At 34.3% G+C, this 18,610-nt stretch carries 22 protein-coding genes; 4 read left to right on the top strand and 18 right to left on the bottom strand.

From position 1 onward, the window contains the following. The first annotated feature begins 149 nt into the window (after positions 1-149). Together A6J74_RS06720 and A6J74_RS06725 are read left to right on the top strand one after the other, a co-directional pair. On the top strand, positions 150-1,457 hold the full coding sequence (locus A6J74_RS06720) for a hemolysin family protein (protein WP_000353739.1): 1,308 nt from the start codon (positions 150-152) through the stop codon (positions 1,455-1,457). 1 nt (position 1,458) lies between these two features. Then, a complete protein-coding gene (locus A6J74_RS06725; RefSeq protein ID WP_000215663.1) occupies positions 1,459-1,941 on the top strand; it encodes a DUF456 domain-containing protein in 483 nt (160 codons plus the stop codon). 24 nt (positions 1,942-1,965) lie between these two features. Here A6J74_RS06725 and A6J74_RS06730 read toward each other — a convergent pair whose 3' ends face one another. From A6J74_RS06730 to cls, 4 genes are all read right to left on the bottom strand, one after another. Next, positions 1,966-2,586, bottom strand: a complete 621-nt coding sequence (locus A6J74_RS06730; protein WP_000861679.1) for an NAD(P)-dependent oxidoreductase — start codon at positions 2,584-2,586, stop codon at positions 1,966-1,968. A gap of 101 nt (positions 2,587-2,687) precedes the next feature. Further along, entirely contained in the window at positions 2,688-2,867 is a 180-nt protein-coding gene (locus A6J74_RS06735; protein WP_001045965.1) for a hypothetical protein, read from the bottom strand. Positions 2,868-3,049: 182 nt separating this feature from the next. After that, on the bottom strand, positions 3,050-3,520 hold the full coding sequence (locus A6J74_RS06740; RefSeq protein ID WP_000340531.1) for a spore coat protein: 471 nt from the start codon (positions 3,518-3,520) through the stop codon (positions 3,050-3,052). 30 nt (positions 3,521-3,550) lie between these two features. Further along, positions 3,551-4,735, bottom strand: a complete 1,185-nt coding sequence (cls, locus tag A6J74_RS06745) for a cardiolipin synthase (RefSeq protein ID WP_142309185.1) — start codon at positions 4,733-4,735, stop codon at positions 3,551-3,553. A 160-nt stretch (positions 4,736-4,895) separates the two neighbouring features. Between cls and A6J74_RS06750 the strand changes: the two genes are divergently transcribed. Beyond that, positions 4,896-4,982 (top strand): YjcZ family sporulation protein, encoded by an 87-nt coding sequence (locus tag A6J74_RS06750; RefSeq protein ID WP_000505094.1) that lies wholly within the window; start codon positions 4,896-4,898, stop codon positions 4,980-4,982. A 126-nt stretch (positions 4,983-5,108) separates the two neighbouring features. Here the strand turns inward: A6J74_RS06750 and A6J74_RS06755 are convergent, their stop codons facing one another. From A6J74_RS06755 to cotH, 8 genes are all read right to left on the bottom strand, one after another. After that, the gene (locus tag A6J74_RS06755) at positions 5,109-5,615 is read right to left on the bottom strand and encodes an acyl-CoA thioesterase (protein WP_000141169.1); all 507 of its coding nucleotides are present in this window, start codon (positions 5,613-5,615) and stop codon (positions 5,109-5,111) included. A 197-nt stretch (positions 5,616-5,812) separates the two neighbouring features. Next, entirely contained in the window at positions 5,813-6,682 is an 870-nt protein-coding gene (locus A6J74_RS06760) for a TIGR03943 family putative permease subunit (RefSeq protein WP_000488051.1), read from the bottom strand. Positions 6,683-6,685: 3 nt separating this feature from the next. Then, positions 6,686-7,582: a permease gene (locus tag A6J74_RS06765; protein ID WP_000418718.1), complete on the bottom strand. Its 897-nt coding sequence runs from the start codon at positions 7,580-7,582 to the stop codon at positions 6,686-6,688. A gap of 198 nt (positions 7,583-7,780) precedes the next feature. Next, positions 7,781-8,722 carry a magnesium transporter CorA family protein gene (locus tag A6J74_RS06770; protein ID WP_000933700.1) on the bottom strand — a complete coding sequence of 314 codons (942 nt, stop codon included), beginning with the start codon at positions 8,720-8,722 and terminating at the stop codon, positions 7,781-7,783. Positions 8,723-8,906: 184 nt separating this feature from the next. After that, positions 8,907-10,286 carry a putative polysaccharide biosynthesis protein gene (locus tag A6J74_RS06775; RefSeq protein ID WP_002109494.1) on the bottom strand — a complete coding sequence of 460 codons (1,380 nt, stop codon included), beginning with the start codon at positions 10,284-10,286 and terminating at the stop codon, positions 8,907-8,909. Positions 10,287-10,382: 96 nt separating this feature from the next. After that, positions 10,383-10,985: an undecaprenyl phosphate transporter UptA gene (uptA, locus tag A6J74_RS06780; protein ID WP_000880689.1), complete on the bottom strand. Its 603-nt coding sequence runs from the start codon at positions 10,983-10,985 to the stop codon at positions 10,383-10,385. 104 nt (positions 10,986-11,089) lie between these two features. Then, a complete protein-coding gene (locus tag A6J74_RS06785) occupies positions 11,090-11,707 on the bottom strand; it encodes an NUDIX hydrolase N-terminal domain-containing protein (RefSeq protein WP_000153580.1) in 618 nt (205 codons plus the stop codon). A gap of 104 nt (positions 11,708-11,811) precedes the next feature. Beyond that, a complete protein-coding gene (gene cotH / locus A6J74_RS06790) occupies positions 11,812-12,888 on the bottom strand; it encodes a spore coat protein CotH (protein ID WP_000938007.1) in 1,077 nt (358 codons plus the stop codon). A gap of 181 nt (positions 12,889-13,069) precedes the next feature. Between cotH and exsB the strand changes: the two genes are divergently transcribed. Further along, on the top strand, positions 13,070-13,651 hold the full coding sequence (gene exsB / locus A6J74_RS06795; RefSeq protein ID WP_000817491.1) for an exosporium protein ExsB: 582 nt from the start codon (positions 13,070-13,072) through the stop codon (positions 13,649-13,651). 46 nt (positions 13,652-13,697) lie between these two features. Here exsB and A6J74_RS06800 read toward each other — a convergent pair whose 3' ends face one another. The 6 genes from A6J74_RS06800 to A6J74_RS06825 form a co-directional block, all read right to left on the bottom strand. Beyond that, the gene (locus A6J74_RS06800) at positions 13,698-14,309 is read right to left on the bottom strand and encodes a phosphoserine phosphatase 1 (protein WP_000859190.1); all 612 of its coding nucleotides are present in this window, start codon (positions 14,307-14,309) and stop codon (positions 13,698-13,700) included. Positions 14,310-14,325: 16 nt separating this feature from the next. Further along, positions 14,326-14,868, bottom strand: coding sequence for a short-chain dehydrogenase (locus A6J74_RS06805; RefSeq protein WP_000543132.1), 543 nt, complete (start codon positions 14,866-14,868; stop codon positions 14,326-14,328). A 13-nt stretch (positions 14,869-14,881) separates the two neighbouring features. After that, complete coding sequence (fosB, locus tag A6J74_RS06810) at positions 14,882-15,298, bottom strand: FosBx1 family fosfomycin resistance bacillithiol transferase (RefSeq protein WP_000911701.1); 417 nt, start codon at positions 15,296-15,298, stop codon at positions 14,882-14,884. A gap of 59 nt (positions 15,299-15,357) precedes the next feature. Continuing rightward, entirely contained in the window at positions 15,358-17,019 is a 1,662-nt protein-coding gene (locus A6J74_RS06815) for a peptide ABC transporter substrate-binding protein (protein WP_000824263.1), read from the bottom strand. A gap of 71 nt (positions 17,020-17,090) precedes the next feature. Continuing rightward, positions 17,091-18,089: a DUF2628 domain-containing protein gene (locus A6J74_RS06820; protein ID WP_000388939.1), complete on the bottom strand. Its 999-nt coding sequence runs from the start codon at positions 18,087-18,089 to the stop codon at positions 17,091-17,093. 25 nt (positions 18,090-18,114) lie between these two features. Beyond that, complete coding sequence (locus A6J74_RS06825; protein WP_000283917.1) at positions 18,115-18,567, bottom strand: methylated-DNA--[protein]-cysteine S-methyltransferase; 453 nt, start codon at positions 18,565-18,567, stop codon at positions 18,115-18,117. Positions 18,568-18,610: the final 43 nt, after the last annotated feature.

Raw genomic sequence — 18,610 nt, forward strand, 5'->3', positions numbered from 1 at the left:
AATAACAACAAACTCTAAAACTACACTATAAACATGCCAATATTTACCCTTTTCCTTTGACTATTCTTTTCATTTGGATTTATTATAAAAGTATAACATAATTGCAGGAGGTGACATCTTTATTTCAAACTTTGGAATAGAGAACACACTTGGACATATTAAATATTTTTCTCATCTTTGTACTTATTCTTATTTCGGGCTTTTTCGTTGCATCAGAATTCGCTGTTGTAAAAGTACGAAAAAGCCGAATTGACCAACTTGCAAATGAAGGTAATAAACAAGCTTTAGCTGCAAGAAGTGTCCTATCTAATTTAGATGTTTATTTATCAGCTTGTCAGCTCGGGATTACGATTACTTCTTTAGGGCTTGGTTGGCTTGGTGAACCGACTGTGGAACATATACTACGACCGCTTTTTGAAAAAATCAACATGACTGGAACAATGGCTAACACGTTATCTTTTATTATTGCTTTTAGCGTTATTACATTTTTCCACGTTGTATTAGGTGAATTAGTTCCAAAGTCTTTCGCAATTCAAAAAGCAGAAGCAATCACACTCAAATTTGCCAAACCACTTATTTTATTTGATAAAATTATGTATCCGTTCATTTGGCTACTCAATAGTGCAGCTATATTTTTCACAAAACTACTCGGTTTAGAGCCAGCGAAAGAAAATGAACTTGCTCATTCAGAAGAGGAATTACGACTCATTTTAGGTGAGAGTTTTAAAAGCGGAGAAATAAACCAAACCGAATATAAATATGTAAATAATATTTTTGAATTTGATGACCGGGTTGCAAAAGAAATCATGGTCCCTCGTACTGAAATGGTTTGCTTATCTACCGAAAATACTTTAGAAGAAAATATGGATATCGTCGCAACTGAAAAATATACACGCTATCCTATAATTGAAAAAGATAAAGATGACATCATCGGGATGATAAATACGAAAGAAATATTTCATGATCAAACAAAAGGTATTTATAAACCACTTGAATCTTATATACATCCCGTACTAACTGTATTTGAAACTGTTCCAATCCGTAAAACATTAGTACATCTTCAAAAGAATCGCGTTCAGATGGCAATCATTATGGATGAATATGGTGGTACTGCTGGGCTTTTAACAATGGAAGATATTCTTGAAGAAATTATTGGAGAAATTCAAGATGAATTTGACGCGGATGAATCACCTATGATTGAAAAGCGTACCCCGAAGCTTACTGTTTTAGATGGAAAAGTACTCATTTCTGAAGTAAATGATATGTTTGGCCTACATATTGATGATAGCGATTTAGATACAATTGGAGGCTGGCTCCTCTCTCAAGCGGTTGACTTAAATATTGAAGCTGGTTATTCTATTGAATATGCTGGGTTTCAATTTAAAGCATTAGAACTTGATGGACATCAAATCAAAAAAATTGCTGTACATAAATTAGATATTAAAAAGGAGTTATAAAGTGACTGTTTTCTTAACAATCTGTATCATTGCCTGTTTCATCATTTCATTTCTCGCCTTTATTTACCCTATTATCCCAGGTATCTTAGCTGTATGGGCTGGATATTTGATTTACCATTTTGGTATAAATGGCGGGGAACTAACAATTACTTTTTGGGTCATTCAAGCCATTTTCACCCTATTCATTTTCGTCGCTGATTTTATTGCTAATGGATATTTCCTAAAAAAATATGGAAGTTCAAAATGGGGCGAACGTGTCGGTATGATTTCTATCATTGTTGGATCGTTCTTCTTCCCACCTTTTGGTTTAATAATTATACCGTTCTTATCGGTATTTTTCACAGAGCTCATGCATAAAAAGACGCCAAAAGACGCCTTTCTAGTAGGAGTTGCTACTGTAGTTGGTTTTTTAAGCAGTACTGTAGCGAAAGCTATTCTCCAAATCATTATGATTATCATTTTCGTATGTTATATCATCTTTTAACCATCCCGCTTTTGGGATGGTTTTTTAATATGAAATACCAACTCGACTATTTTCATATATATTTTCATTGCATAAATCCCATGTAAAATGTGCTGTATCACCAACTGTAATTTTCGCTCCATCTTCTGGCAATATATGTTGTTCAGTGCGATATACCCCCGTTATCTCACCGTCTATTAAATGCGTCGGACAAACAATGGTCCAACATAAATCACTATTATGAAGCGCCTTATATGCAGCTAAATGATCCTCTGCTGCTGCTGTCGTTTTCCTTTTTGATTCCGATGATTGGAAACGATATACATTTGGATTTGTTCTCGCTTGTAAAATACCAGCTGTTCCTATCGTAATAATTTTCTTAACGCCTTCTTTTTCCATATACTTTATAATATTTGGCATACTCTTTGCTAATGTCCCATTTCCATCCGTTCCAAGAGCGCTAATTACGATATCACATCCTTCTATCGCTTTCTTTATATCGTTTTCGTTTAATATATTTCCTTCTATAACATGTAACCTGTCATGTTCTATTTCCATTCTATTTAAATCACGAACGAATGCCGTCACTTCGGATGAATCCTTTAATGCTAATTTCATTATTTCCGAACCTACTCTACCTGTCGCTCCCAATACACATACTTTCATTTGTTTACTCCTCTCTCATTCTTTCTCTATTTTTTCAATACTCTCAATCAATATACAACAAAAAAGCTTCCTCATATATAAGAGGAAGCTTTTTTATTACTTTATTTCTTTTCTTTAGAATCAGTAGACTTCTCTGTTCCACTTGTTTCTTTATCCTTTTTCTCATCCTGTTGTGTTGTTGTGTCTTCTTCTTTCTTCTTGTCCTCACCTTTACTACAACCTACCATTAATAAAGAACTTGCAAGTGCCATAGCAGTTAATGATTTAACCCATTTGTTCATTTGCGTTTCCTCCCTTTGATAGAATATGTACAATCCCATATTACTCTCTATTTTTAAAGGAAAGATTGAAAAATAGTAAATATACGGTAAATATTTGTAAATTTTCTAATAATAATTACATCTATCCCTTTTCTCTGCATGAAAGTAAAAAACTAGGGCGACAACTATTCCGCCTTAGTTTTTTATGCAAATTTCTCGTTTTCATATACATGTGTAATTTTATACTCCTTCTTCACAACATATTGCCACACACTATAAGCGTAACGATTCATTTTCAGGAAACAGTTTTCCAAAAACGAACGAAATTCTGGATTTGCAACTTCCACTGCAACTTGAGCAAACTTTAATGCTAATCGTTTCAAATGTGAAATATAACAGATTGCAATTTGGATATCTCCTGTATATGTATTATCTATTTCCTTTTCCGTTTCCATTTCCATTTCAGACAAATGAAACGAAATTGGTTCACATGTTATATGCTGTACATTCTCTCCTTCTTGAAAATTCACTTGTTCATTATATGCTTGTAACATATACGGTAAATGGTGCTGTATTATATCCTTTAATTCTTCATCCCGGATTTTTTCAGTATACTCTCCTACTTTATAAATTAACATGTAACTATACTTCATTAATTCTTTCATACAGTCCATTAAAGTTCCTCCTTTCCTTTTGTCTATATGCTATAAATATGACGCTAAAACATTCGCTATTCTTGCTAAAAACCAATCCCATTTACTAATTTCCTCAAAATCCTGTTCAGAAAATCGTTTTGATTTATGAAAATCCTCCTTTAATCGACTCCATACGTCAGCAACAACTGTTTTGTCATATATGAGACAGTTAGATTCGCAATTTAAATAAAAACTTCTATTATCAAAATTTGCTGTACCGATATCAACAATTTCTCCATCAATGATCGTTACTTTCCCATGAAAAAATCCATTGCGATATTGATAAATTTCCGCTCCAGCATGTAACATGTCTTTCAAATACGGATAAGCAGCTTGTTTTAACAATACGGCATCACTTTTAAATGGCACGAGAATTTTCACATTGATACCACGATGCAATGCATCTTTTAACTCTTTCATCATTTCTTTACTTGGTACAAAATAAGGTGTAGCAAGTATTAAAGACTTTTTAGCCTGCTTTATAAGCGCACCATATTTCTGCCATAAACCTTTTCCATTTGAAAACAAATATTGATATTTTACATTTCCTTGTGCAGGTAAACTTTCATGTGCAGGCATTTTTTCCCCGGTATCCTCTTTCCAATCTTCAGCAAATTTTCTTTCCATATCAGTTGCACCATTCCCATTGATACGTACATGATAATCACGCCATGGACCAAATTTCTGATTTTGTCCAAGATATTCCTTTCCGATATTAAAACCACCGACGTATGATACTTTTCCATCTATCGTAACAATGCGTCTATGATTTCGTTGATGCAAAGAATAGAATATATTTTTCAGTTTAGGTTTTTTACTAAATGTGAACTGGACACCTTTTCTTTTTAATTGATTCAGTATCTTTTTCTTCAGCTTATATCCACCTATACGGTCGACTGACAACTTCACTTCTACCCCGCTAGATGCTTTTTTCTCTAATAACTGTAAAAACTCTCTGCTTATTTCATCTTTACCTACAATATAAAAATGAATATATATATACTTTTCCGCATTGTTTATATCCTCAAATAATCTCCTATATAACTCTTCTCCGTTCGTATATAGTTGAAATTCGCCTAATCGAACTTGTCCTAATTCATATTCACTAGCCATTTTTTTCCCCATTTCCACATCGATGTTCATCCATATGAATACACCTATAAAAAAAAGGATTAGAGCGAAAAAGTGCTTCATGGATAATTTCCTTTCTCCACTTACTGTTATTCCTATATCTTCCCTTTTTTTATACATAATCATTCAAGAAAAAATGTCCTTACATGATATATGTCCATATCAAACAACAGCTCATTTGCATATTGTATGTTGTATCTTAAAATAAAAGGAGGAAATAACAATGGGCTTCGCACATGGTAATGGATTTGCGCTTTTAGTCGTATTATTTATCCTCTTAATCATCGTCGGTGCTGCTTGCTTCTGCTAAGTAGTTATTGTCATATGATATGTGGATGAAAAAACTATAAAAGCGGACACCTATTTTTAGGTGTCCGCTTTTTATTTTAAAACCATTATCGTTTGTTATGGTAACCTTAACGGCTATATATTCAATTCAAAAAGTTAACAATGTGGCTACTTTCTTACTCTCTGCCTTACGAATATTACGTTGTTCCGCACGTAATACAGCAATACGATGTAATTCTTTCTCTTCTTCTGTTTCAGGAATAACTCGTGGTACAGGAACTGGATTATTTTCCTTACTAAGTGCAACAAATGTAACAAATGACGTTGCAGCTATACGCTTTTCACCTGAAATTAAGTCTTCAGCCACTACCTTCACAAAAACTTCCATTGAAGTTCTTCCCGTCCAAATTACAAAGGATTCATAACTAACGCAATCAGATGAACGAACAGGATGTAAGAAATCAACCCAATCCATAGACGCTGTGACACATTCTTTTCTTGCATGTCTCGTTGCTGAAATAGAAGCAACCATATCCATCTCCGCTAATATTTTTCCACCAAATAGTGTATTATGATCATTTAAATCCGTTGGAAATACTCGGCTCGTTTTAAACACTCTAGACTCATTAGCTGTTTTCCCCTTTACTTCAGTCATTGTTATCGCTCCTTTGATTAATTATCCTGCTATTTGCGGGTAGTAAGACTCCCAGAAGAAATTAGGTGGAAGTCGGGCTGTCCGTATACTTTCAATGAGTTCAACTAACCATGTACTTGTTCACTACACTAAGTGAACTACACATTTAATATTAACAACATTCAGAATTTTTAGTCCATAAAAAAGAACCGATGTTATCAATCGGCTCCTCTAAATACATATTGTTCTTTCGGCTGCTCAACTTTATTCCATTTCGTTACTTCTAAAACAGGAATATTTGCATGGAACGGCTGATAAAACTCAGTTGTTATTTCTCCTTCGACTTGAATCCAGTCATCATTATTCCACTCTACCCCTTCTGGTTTTTTCACTAACATACCATATACACCAGAATCTGCTACACAGTGTATAATACCGAAACGGAATAAGAAGTATTGTTCTTTTTTAGAAGAATCATCTCTGAATACAAACCCTTTAAAAGATAATTTTTTCCCAGTAAACTCGCCAGGATAGTTATAAATCGTCTCCATACCCTTTAAGAAATCTTCATCTTTTAAAGTAATACTGTCTTTCGTAACAAACTCTTTCTTCCCTTTTTCCATTACACCACGGTATCCTTCTTTCCCGTAATAAATGCTCGTATCAGGTCTTAGAAATTGCCTTGTCATAAATGGATCTTTACTTTCTGCTTGCGCTACTGGAAAATGGAATCCCTTCGCCTTAACAATATCGGAATCTAATGTTGCAATTGGGAAAAACAATCCTGTAATGATTGGAAAACAGAATAATGTGTAAGAAAACACTTTTTTCCACCATGTATTCTCATCTTTCGAATGATCATGCCCGCAGTGACTATGATCGCAACCACAATTGTGCTGATCTTTTTCTTTTTGATGTTCTTTTTGGAAAACGATAATAATTTGAACAATCGTTAAAAACCCTAAAATAATGGCTGCTGTTGTTGATAAATAAGCATACTTCATATTGATATATTTCGTAATATTACCTGAAATATGAAGCTGTGCAATTAATATTGTGAAACCTAATAATATATATGCTCGAAACATAACCTACCACCCCATCGCATAAATGAGTAGTGAGCTTGCATAAACAACAAGAGTAACTGTAACTGTAACGACAATTACAAATTTTGTTTTAAATGTCGCAAGCATCATAAACATATTTTTAATATCCACCATCGGTCCATATACGAGAAACGCGACGAGTGATGCTGTTGAAAATGTACTTTGGAATGACGAAGCAATAAATGCATCTGCTTCTGAACAAAGTGATAATATAAAGGCAAGTCCCATCATTACAGCTGATGAAGAAAACGGCCCTTGTCCGATAGCAAGAAGTGTTGAAGTTTGTACAAACGTTTGAACCGCTGCTGCAATTAACGCACCTAGTACTAAGTATTTTCCCATTGAGAAGAATTCCTCAACTGCGTGCGTACATACCTCCCACATTTTTTTACGTAACGGACGCTTATGATTCACTTCTGGGAAGTGATCGTCTCGTAATTGATGTTCTTTAAACATAAATGATAATATAATTCCAACGATAATTGCTACGATAATCGCTACAATAGAACGATACCATACCATGTGCATACTACTTCCAAAAGCGACATATGTAGCAAATAGTACAACCGGATTAATAATCGGTCCAGTTAACATAAATGCAATCCCTGCGTATGGCGGAACGCCTTTTCCGATTAACCGTCTTACAATCGGAACAATTCCACATTCACATCCTGGAAACATCATGCCTAAAAAAGTAGCTAATAAAACTGACAGAAATCGGTTCTTCGGCATCCATTTTGCCACCATATCTTCTGTCACAAACATTTGAATGAATCCTGAAATAAATACACCAATTAGCACAAACGGAAGTGCCTCGATTAATATTGAGATAAAAATTGTATTCATTTGCAGGAATGCTTTCGGTAATTGAAACAATTCCATGATGTATTTCCTCCAACTTTTCTTTAACAATATGTAATTTTAACCCCATTTTATTAATTGGACAAGGCTTATACGGAATTCATAACCTTCATACACATTACATTTCACATGTTATATTCTATTCCAAAATTGAGATTTCATAGCAAAAAAGCTGCTCTAGCGTAGTTTTACAACTATGCTAGAGCAGCTTTTTTATTGTTAAAAGTAACGTTTCTTCCAAAAAACAAATGCCAATGTGAACGATAAAGTTACACATATAATGAGTACAATTACAAAACCATACGCTTCACCTTCAAATGGAACCTTTACGTTCATTCCAAAGAAACTAGAAACCATTGTTGGTAAAGATAAAATAATTGTAATAGACGTTAACAGTTTCATAACACTATTTAAATTATTTGATATAACGGAACTAAATGTATTCATCATTCCACTTAAAATGTGACTATATATTTCCGCCATTTCAATAGCCTGTTTATTTTCAATTAATACATCTTCTAATAGATCTTGATCGTCTTCATACATTTTTAAAAATGTACTGTTTCGCATTAATTTTTGAATTACAATTTTATTAGCCTTTAGTGATGTTGTAAAGTAAACTAAACTTTTTTCAAGGCCTAACAATGTAAAAATTTCTTTGTTTTTCATTGATTTATTTAATTGGTGCTCTAAATCGATTGTTTTTCGATTTATTTGCTTTAAGTATCTTAAATAATAAGTAGAAATCGTATATAAGAGCTGCAGTGCAAAGCGTGTCTTTTTAAACGTATAAAATTCTTTAATACGTTGATTAATAAAACGTTCAAAAATTGGATTCTCTTCTAAACAAATTGTAACGAAACAATCTGGCATTACAATCATACCTATTGGAATCGTGTCATAAATCGAATTCCCCTCTTCATCATGCCTAACTGTCGGAATATCGACGATGATTAAGGTATTATTGTCTTCCTTTTCAATACGAGAGCGTTCTTCATCATCCAAAGGGTCTTTAATGAAATCTAAGTCTACATTTAAAGTTTGTACTAAATACTGAATTTCTTCTTCAGTTGGATGAAGTACATTAATCCAGCAACCCTTTTGCATTTCCTCAATCTCTTGTAGTTTTCCGTTTCGGTCTGTTAAATACATATTTAACATACTATCACCCCGATTCTTTTTACATGTAGGAATCTACCTCTCTTACATAACAGTTTTTGAACCGCCATTCTCAGCATATGAAACATACGTTTAAATTTCAATAGAAAAATTATTTTGAAAACGCTTTTACGTGAAAAATATTATAAACGTAGAAAAAGACAGAGGATTCTCTGCCTTAAAAAGCTTATGTTGCCTTTATAACATATTTAGAAAGCATCCACAAGTTAAAACCAACTGAAATCGTATAGCCAGCGTAAGTTGAAATGATAAAACTTACATAATCGAAATACGGAAGCAATACAATATTTAATATTATCTTTACAATAATTCCGATTACTAAACCTAATACTGTTTTCTGTTGTTGATTAATTCCTTGCAGCATGGCAGCCGTTACAGTAAAGAGTGAAAATAGTATACACGCAGGAGCATAATATTGTAGAATAACACTCCCTATCTCCGGATCATTCCCCGTACTAAACAAAAGCGTATATATTGGTTTTGCTAACACCATCATTCCAATCGCCGCTGGTACCGTAATCCCTACTACTAATAGATTCGTCTTTGTAAAATGTTTATATAGTAACTTCGTATTCCCTGCTGTATAAGCTTTCGTCATCTCTGGAACGAGAGACATACTAAAAGCAGTCGCAACTGAAACTGGGATAAGTACAACCATTTGAACAAGACCAATAATCGCATTGATTTTTTCCGCTTCTCCTTGCATATATCCAATTTGTATAAGTAGTTTATTAATTGTAAATGTATCTATAGTCTGATACAAAGGAATAGCTAAACCAACCACGACGAAAGGAATAGAATATGTAAAGAGCTCCTTATACAACGAGAAGAAAGATTTCGTCGTTTGCGGTATACTTGCCATCTCTTTTTTCTTTAAATGCCTTCTCCTTCTTACATAATACGCAGTTAAAACAGCTAATCCACCTATTGCTCCCATGAAAGCACCAAACGTTGAAATACCAACTGCTAGCGATACAGAAGCTTTTAAAACATATAATACGACAAAACTTCCTATCAATATAGTTAAGACCCGAAAGAATTGCTCTACAACTACACTTAATGCAGAAGGGCCCATCGACTGAAATCCTTGAAAGAAGCCTCTTAATAAACTCATTACTGGTACAAGTATTAACGCAAAACTTACAATTTGAATGTTAGTAGCGACAGCAGTTACACTATTCCCCGTTTGATCACTTCCATCAACTACAAGTTTAGCTAAATGCGGGGCTAATACATACAGTGTGACACACGATACAACTCCCATTATTAACATAAAAACGATACCACTCTTTAGTACTCTTTTAACTGTATGATAATCATTTAGTTGATCATATTTTGATACCATCTTTGAAACAGCGAGCGGTAACCCCATCGTCGCTATACTCAGCATAATCGTATAAGGACGATATGCATACGCGTATAGAACGTACCCACTCGTACCAACCATTGCTGTAAATGGTATAATATATATAAACCCTAACATTTTAGATATCATCGTTGCCATCGTTAAAAATATCGTTCCACGTATAAACGGTGACCCTTTCATCACATTCCTCCGCTACGCTTTATTATTACACATTATGGACAACTCCTTTTGTTTAGAACCGAAACAAATAAAAAAGCCAATGAATCATCATTGACTTTAACGTGTTGTTTTTTTCTTTTTCAAATACTTTAAACCGAAGTATAGTGCAATAAAGAGCACAGCTCCTATAATTATGTAATGTGTATAATCAGATGCATACTCTTTAATATGACGCCAATTCCCACCAAGTTTTTCACCTAAGTATATAAATAGAATTGACCACGGAATAATCGCTACAACCGTATAAAGTGTAAATAGTTTTAATGGCATCTTAGCTAGTCCTGCTGGAATAGAGATCGCATGACGTACTACTGGAATAAAGCGTGCAGAAAATATTACGCCTGCTCCGTAACGTTTAAACCAACCTTCCGCTATGTCTAAATGGTGTTTATTAATAAGTAGATATTTCCCATATTTCTCTACAACCGGACGCCCTCCGTAGTATCCAAGCCAGTATAAAAAGATTTGCGCTAAAGTACCACCAATCGTTCCGGCGATAACTGCCCCCACAAAACTAATTTTACCATCCGCTACTAAAAAGCCAGCATACGAAAGTACAATTTCACTTGGGATTACTTCAATCATTAAAGCAAGAGCTACTCCAAAGTACCCTAAGCTTGCAAAAAATTGCAATAACTGATCTATTATATTTGCTAACATGTTCTTTTCTATCTCCTTTTTTCTTCACATACCATCCCATTATCACATAAAGATTGCAATCTGCCAATATCTTCATTTTAACAATATGTACAATTCAAGCAGCATTAATCTATTATTTTTTCTTTCTGTGGGTCTTTCATATAAGCAAACATTTCTTTAATTTGCTCTTCTGTATTTCTAGCAATTGATAAATCCGGCAATTCATCTTCACCAAAAAACTCTATTTCTTCTGTTTCAATACTAACCTTCTTTTCCCCACCAACAATATTACAACCAATAAAAATCTTATATACATGCGTTGCTGAAGGCGATGGTTGATGCTTTTCTTTATCAAATATAGCTAGTAGCTTAAAACGATCTACTTCATATCCTGTCTCTTCGAAAACCTCTTTTGCTGCTACTTCTGTTGGCGTATAACCAACATCAGCCCATCCACCTGGCAATGCCCATTTCCCATCACTTTTTTCCTTCACAAATAATAGCTTTTCATTTTGACAAACAACTGCTCGTATATCAACTTTTGGTGTTTGATAGCCCGTCTCACTTGCAAATAGTTTCGCTACTACTTCCCAATCTGTTTTTGTGTAATGTGACATCATCGAAATCGAAATGTCTCGTAATTGTTGGAAACGTTCTATATCGTACACATCTTTAGAATACGTTAAACCCGCTTGGGCTATAGATTGTATTTGTTTTACCCAATCAATCCATTTAATCGTCATCTCTACACAACCCCATTCTCTATCAAATACATATCATTTCACTTTTTTGGTACACCTTTATTATACAAAAAAAGAGATTGATAATGTTCCAATCTCTTTCAAAATTAATCCAATTCATGTAAGTGGTCTTGTATATACTTCCTTCTTTTATTTATATATTCATAAATCATATCAGCCTCTTGATCAAACGTTTCTAATTTTTCTTTCATATATGGATCTTGTAGTAAATATGGACGAATCAATTCACACAACGCTTCTACTTTCGGCCTCATAAACGAAACTGTAAATTGGTCTTCTAATATTTCTTCTAAAATACTTCGATACTGCTTTCTAAATACAGGTATGTCTAACAATCTTGCACTTAACGTGTTATACCCTTGAATGCGAATATATTCATGATTAAGCGGTCTCCCTTGTACATCTCGCCCCCAAGTTGCATCATAATCCCACGGTATAACTTCAAATAAATTTGTCTCATCGTTATGGTATAGTGCATAGTTATGAACGAAACCGTCAAAGTTTTGCGTGAAAATTACTCCAGCTAACCATCGTAAATATTTATCTACATGTAGAAACTTCCCAATTTCTTTTTCATAATCTTCCCTCGACAAAGTATTCGCTTGAAATACAAATTCACTTAGTTGTTCTTCACTATTTTTATTCGAATATTTAAATTCATAACCCGCAAAGAGCTCTGTCTTAACATCTTTATCTCGCTCACTCATTAATGAAAAATTTGCATCATCATCTATCGCATAATAAATAGAACCACTCGGTAATCCTCTATTTTTCAAAAAGTTTTCATCAACTGATTCTAACTGTAAATATACACCTTGAATTTGACCATTGATTTTTATAAATACATGTTGTGATTTTGGCGAAAGTACACCAATATCATGAAAAAAATCTAAAGATAATTTATTTCGTATGAGTGACGGATCCATAAACTCAGAATTCAAATGAAACTCTTTCGCGCCTTGAAATTTTTTCGGTTTATAAAATACAACATGATAAGACTTTTTCTCAAATTCGCGAATATGAGCACCCCGGTATACGATATCAATGTCATACTTCTTTTTTCCATAAGTTAATTTTGCTGGCACTGGACTATCTGACCAAATATCTTTTTTCAATTCCACTAAGTACATTGGATGAACAAAAAAATCATATGAAGGCAGCATGTTTTCTCATCCCTTCTCAGTTCTCTTCATTCAATGTATGCGCCTTGTCTTGTCCATACATCCGCTATCATCTATTTATATAAAATTACACTCTTGTCCTGTTCAGAACGTCGTCATATCTCATATCATGTTAAGGAAAAAGAATACCTTTTCACTTTAATACATGATAAGGAGGATTTCTATGAAACGTGATATTAGAAAAGCTGTTGAAGAAATCAAAAGTGCTGGGATGGAGGATTTCTTACATCAAGATCCAAGTACTTTTGAGTGCGATGATGATAAATTCTCTCATCATAAATGTACTACAGGATGTAAATGCACTACAGGAGGTAGATGTCCAAGAACAAGATGTACTCGCGTGAAACATTGTACGTTCGTTACAAAATGTACGCACGTAAAAAAATGGACATTTGTTACGAAATGTACTCGTGTTCGTGTTCAAAAATGGACATTCGTTACGAAAGTGACGCGTAGAAAAGAATGCGTTTTAGTTACAAAACGTACTCGTAGAAAACATTGTACTTTCGTTACAAAATGCATACGCTTTGAAAAGAAATTTTACTGGACAAAACGAAGTTTCTGTAAAAAATGCGAATTCTTCCCTCACGGACACGGTCACTCTTGCGATGATTCATGTGATCACGGTAGAGACTGTCACGATGACGGACACAAATGGAATGATTGCAAAGATAGCAGACACAAGTCTTCTTCTTGCAAGAATAAAAAATTCGATCACTTCTGGTATAAAAAACGTAATTGCTAGTTTTTTATGTCCACCAAAAAAGGCCGCGTTGCGGCCTTTTTTACGTTTACTGAAAATGACTTATATCTGCAAATTGTTTTACTTTACCAAGATCTTCATCAAATTCAATTACACTAAGACTCGCGCTATGCATAAATGGCTCTTCCCATACATGTTCAATTTCAAGACCTGCAAAATGTCCTACAAGTAGTTTCGCTGCTGCAGCATGAGTAACTATTAAAATGTTTTCTCCTTTATGCTTTTCTAAAAGAAAGTGTATCCCTTCAATTACTCTTTTATAAACGGCCGCAAAGTTTTCCCCTGATGTTGACTGAAAAAGATGTGGTTCATTCCAAAATAAATGTACTTCTTCTGGATATTGCATTTCCAAATCAGCAATTGTTTGCCCTTCCCATATCCCCATATTTATTTCATAGAAACGTTCATCTTCTATAATTGGAATATCGCGTTCCCCTTTAATCAATTCAGCAGTATGACGTGTTCTTTCGCTTGGACTACTATATATGGCATGGAGTGGTAAATCCTTCATACGCTCCCCTAATTGTTTCGCTTGTAACATACCATTTTCAGTTAAAGCTGAATTTTTCCGTCCTTGCATTCGCTTCGCTACATTCCATTCTGTTTCACCGTGCCTTGTTACATATACAGTTGTTTTCATTTCCCATTCCCCCTTATCAATTTGGTCGTAATTCCCATGGTTCTATTTGCCCCACAATCCATTCATTGCAATTACTTTCAATCCCATTAATTACTCCATCTGATATTTCTTGATGAGTAAGCCACCTTCCGAATGTATCTTCTAAAATAAAACCTAATATAATTCTATGATACAGGCAAAGCGTACCACCTATTTTCCCTGCATTCATACGCGATGCTTTACTGCCTAAAATATGAAATAAACTGTATGTCTCTGACGAAAATTCTATCTCCTTACAAATGAGTGATAACGCATACTTTGCACTTGAATGTATCCATGCCACAACTAATGTTATGGGACCATTTCTCTCAATTGTACCTTTAATAGCTATCTTTACTTCGTCATTATTATGATAATCTAACGGAAGGCATGTGATATTTTCTGGTGCAGAGCTTGCTCGCTTCACATATTCTAATTTCACTTCATCTCGTCCAATAATAGAAACATGGAATCCTTGCTCACAAAGCCACATAGAAACTTTCTTTAACATCCCTGTTCCCCCGATTACAAGTGCATGCAAATGCTCTTCCTCCCTAGTAAAATGTCATATGTGGTTTTTCTTCCCTATAATAATTTAGACGGTCTTGCAGTGTCCCTGAATGAAACTCGAACTTGTGACCGTCAGGATCAACAAAATATATAGACTCACAATCTCTCACATTACGTTCTCTTCCTTGTAAAATATGAACATTATTTTCTTCTAACCGATGTAACAGGCGTTCAAAATCTTTTTGTTCAACAGAAAATGCGAGGTGCGTATAAGATTGATGAATCTCCTTTCTTGGAATATGTGCCTCTTCGTTCAGTGCTATCCATACTCCACATATATTGAAATATGCAAGTTTTCTCCCTTTAACTAATAGTTCTCCTTCTAGCACTCTTTCATAAAACAGAATAGAGTTTTCTAAATTTGATACTGAAAAACAAAGATGATTGATTCCTTTCAACACTCCACGTTCCTCCTTAAACAAACAAAAGATGAGCGAAAATTCACTCATCTTTTATTATACTATTTCTTTGTAATATATGCCCATTTATAACTGAAGTCGCCACCGAACGTATGGTTAGCAATACCATTTACATACGTCTTCTCTAAGTAAGCTGTACTTTGTTGGTACGTAGGAGAGATTGCAACATCTTGACCAATTAAGATTTTTTCAGCTTCTGCAAGTGCTTTCCAGCGTGCTGCGTCATCTTTTAGTAGTTCTCCTTTTGATTTCGCTACTAAATCATCATACTTCGGATTTGAATAATCCATTTCATTAAATGAACTTCCAGTAACGAACATATCAATATATGTCATTGGGTCTGGATAATCTGGACTCCATGCAGATAATGAGAATTCATATTGAAATTTCTTTTCTAAATCTAACTTCTGCTTATATGGTTGTTGCTTCAAATTCACTTTAATACCTGGTAAGTTTTTCTCTAATTCTTCTTTAATAAAGTCGCCCACTTTTTTACGACTACCGTTATCATCATTTAGTAATTCTACTGTAATTGTATCTTGACCAAGTTCTTTCTTCGCTTCTTCCCACAGTTTTTTTGCTTTCGCAGCATTATCTTTACTGTCACGGAAATTTTTATTTACAGTACGGAAGTCTTTTCCATCTGGTCCTGTCGTAAACTTTTCAGGTACTAAGAAATACGCTGGCAATGATCCATCATTCAAAATTACATCCGCAATTCCTTTTTTATCGTACGCTAAATCAATCGCCTCACGAACCTTTTGATTTTTAAACGTTGCATTTTTTTGATTAAAACGTAGGAAATACATACGTGGGTCTAGCTTCGTTTTAAATTCATCTGGTTTATTCTTTTTATATTTGTCTACAAACTCAGAACTTAAAATGACACGGTCTGCTTGATCACTATCATATAAATTTACCCCAGTACTTGTCTCTTTTACTATACCCACATTAATTTCTTGTAATTTTACAGCATCTTTATCCCAATAATTTGGGTTTTTCTTTAACTGGTAACTTTGTTCATGTTTCCATTCACTCATTGTAAATGGTCCATTGTACAATAATTTATCTGCTTCTAATCCGTATTTATCCCCTTGTTCTTTTACATACTTTTCATTTAATGGGAAGAATGTAGGGAACGAAGTAAGCTCAAGGAAATAAGGTGCTGGTTGCTCTAATTCTACTACCAACGTTTTATCATCCTTCGCTTTAACACCTAATTGATCCGACGGTACTTCTCCTTTATTTACTTTCTGTGCATTTTTCACATCAAATAAAATAAATGCATATTCTGCTGCTATTGCTTTATCTAATGTACGTTGCCATGCATATACAAAATCTTGCGCTCGAACTGAATCACCATTTGACCATTTTGCATCACGTAATTCAAATGTATATGTCTTTTTATCTTCACTAATCTTCACATCTTTGGCCATACCTGGAGTTGGTTTATTATCTTTATCTAGACGATATAATCCTTCCATTGCATTTACAAATACACGGAAAGATACAGAATCTGTTGATTTAGATGTATCCATTGAAGGAATTTCAGCTGTTTCTAGCAAATTTAAAACTTGTTTATCTGCCATTCCCTTACTTGATTCTTTCTTCGTTGTCGAAGCCTTCTCCCCATTCCCACATCCCGCAACCAGTACACTAGTCGATAACGCAAGTGCAGCAATTGTTGTTGTCTTTCTTTTCATTCTTCCTTCCCCCAATCTATATGTATAAGTTAAAACTTGTATAATATATTTTATTATACAAAAGATTCTGATTATTTTAAATATTTATTTTCATAAAAAGAAAAAAAGCGGTCAGAAATTGCTTTCCCTCCGCTTTGTTGAATAGTATTTACTTGTAAGCCATCCTCTATATCAAATGGATTTTGAACTTTAAATATTTCCTCCATTATTTTCAAAAACTCTTCTTCATTTTTAGATTCACCGTTAATCGTAAGTGAATATGGTTCCACTTCTCCCAATTTATAATCAACAATAAATTGAATTGTCACCTTTTTCCTTGGCATCTCAGGACTCTCCCCCTGAAATTCTACTAATTCTAATCCTTCCGTTCCACGATAGTATATCCATCCTGAATTTTGAAAATAATTTTCGAACGATTCACCAATTGAAAAGACTGGATATTCATAAAGCGAGCTTGTACGAACTTTTTGAATAATATCCTGATCAGTTGGGAAAAAGAAATGACTGAACAAAATACTAGCAACTGCTAACATTGTAACGATCGTTGCTCCCATTTTACTCGTTCCTCCACTATCACGAATGAGATAATTTTCAACCGATTCATCTTTAATTTCACGTGCCTTTATGCGGTATATACGTCTTTCTGCAAATTGATAATATAATCCATTCGCAAAAATCCCTAGCCCGAATAAGATAAAAACGAGTAATAAAAACGTAAGAGGCACCATATTAATGATTGGCAATGCTACGTTGAAGCCCATATAATATGAAAACGCATCACACACTACTAATAACAGTATAAATAGTGCAGCAGGTAAATAATACTTACGATAGCCAAGCCAACCTACATTAAAAATAGCAGCCCAACCATTCCAGCTCCATTTTGCAATTCGCTTATTTTCAAGCTCCCATTTTTTTTTGTAGTACGGATATTGTCTCCCTACATATTCTTCTAATTCTTTGTCTATTAGCGAGCTTCCTTCACCTTGTTTATTATGCAGTTTTTGCTGACAGTTTGCACAATTTAACTGTTCATTCGCACAAGGTTGCCCACAATTTATACATTCCAAAACAATCCCTCTTTCCATTCATACTTCATTTCAAAATACCTTCGTGTTTTAACAGCCACTCTTTCCTCCATAAACCACCCGCATACCCTACAAGCTTTCCACTCTTTCCTATTACACGGTGACACGGAACGATAATTGAAATGGGATTACGACTGTTTGCTCCTCCTATTGCTCGTACAGCTTTCGTATTACCAACCTTCTCCGCAATATCTAAATATGAAGCACTTACGCCATAAGGAATAGTGTAGAGCGCATCCCATACATTTTTTTGAAATGATGTTCCCTCTGCAGACAGTGGTACAGTAAACTCTTTTCTTTTTCCTTTAAAATATTCATCTAGCTCATTTATACATTGATCTATCATTTCATTTGTATTTTCTTCTTGTCGTTCATCAACAAATATAACAGACGTAATGCCTTCTTCGTTCGCTGTAATTTCTAGCAAACCTAATTCACTTTTATAATAAGCCTGGTACATATGTCCTCCTCCAATTCAGTTCATATTAGTCATTGTAACACGA

Source organism: Bacillus sp. FDAARGOS_235 (genome assembly GCF_002073415.2).
Taxonomy (GTDB): Bacteria; Bacillota; Bacilli; order Bacillales; family Bacillaceae_G; genus Bacillus_A; species Bacillus_A toyonensis.

Bases quoted from the DNA above. Each gene is read 5' to 3' on its own strand.
- A6J74_RS06730 (WP_000861679.1), bottom strand. From the start codon at position 2,586: ATGAAAGTATGTGTATTGGGAGCGACAGGTAGAGTAGGTTCGGAAATA.
- A6J74_RS06735 (WP_001045965.1), bottom strand. From the start codon at position 2,867: ATGAACAAATGGGTTAAATCATTAACTGCTATGGCACTTGCAAGTTCT.
- A6J74_RS06740 (WP_000340531.1), bottom strand. From the start codon at position 3,520: ATGGACTGTATGAAAGAATTAATGAAGTATAGTTACATGTTAATTTAT.
- cls (WP_142309185.1), bottom strand. From the start codon at position 4,735: ATGAAGCACTTTTTCGCTCTAATCCTTTTTTTTATAGGTGTATTCATA.
- A6J74_RS06750 (WP_000505094.1), top strand. From the start codon at position 4,896: ATGGGCTTCGCACATGGTAATGGATTTGCGCTTTTAGTCGTATTATTT.
- A6J74_RS06755 (WP_000141169.1), bottom strand. From the start codon at position 5,615: ATGACTGAAGTAAAGGGGAAAACAGCTAATGAGTCTAGAGTGTTTAAA.
- A6J74_RS06760 (WP_000488051.1), bottom strand. From the start codon at position 6,682: ATGTTTCGAGCATATATATTATTAGGTTTCACAATATTAATTGCACAG.
- A6J74_RS06765 (WP_000418718.1), bottom strand. From the start codon at position 7,582: ATGGAATTGTTTCAATTACCGAAAGCATTCCTGCAAATGAATACAATT.
- A6J74_RS06770 (WP_000933700.1), bottom strand. From the start codon at position 8,722: ATGTTAAATATGTATTTAACAGACCGAAACGGAAAACTACAAGAGATT.
- A6J74_RS06775 (WP_002109494.1), bottom strand. From the start codon at position 10,286: ATGAAAGGGTCACCGTTTATACGTGGAACGATATTTTTAACGATGGCA.
- uptA (WP_000880689.1), bottom strand. From the start codon at position 10,985: ATGTTAGCAAATATAATAGATCAGTTATTGCAATTTTTTGCAAGCTTA.
- A6J74_RS06785 (WP_000153580.1), bottom strand. From the start codon at position 11,707: ATGACGATTAAATGGATTGATTGGGTAAAACAAATACAATCTATAGCC.
- cotH (WP_000938007.1), bottom strand. From the start codon at position 12,888: ATGCTGCCTTCATATGATTTTTTTGTTCATCCAATGTACTTAGTGGAA.
- exsB (WP_000817491.1), top strand. From the start codon at position 13,070: ATGAAACGTGATATTAGAAAAGCTGTTGAAGAAATCAAAAGTGCTGGG.
- A6J74_RS06800 (WP_000859190.1), bottom strand. From the start codon at position 14,309: ATGAAAACAACTGTATATGTAACAAGGCACGGTGAAACAGAATGGAAT.
- A6J74_RS06815 (WP_000824263.1), bottom strand. From the start codon at position 17,019: ATGAAAAGAAAGACAACAACAATTGCTGCACTTGCGTTATCGACTAGT.
- A6J74_RS06825 (WP_000283917.1), bottom strand. From the start codon at position 18,567: ATGTACCAGGCTTATTATAAAAGTGAATTAGGTTTGCTAGAAATTACA.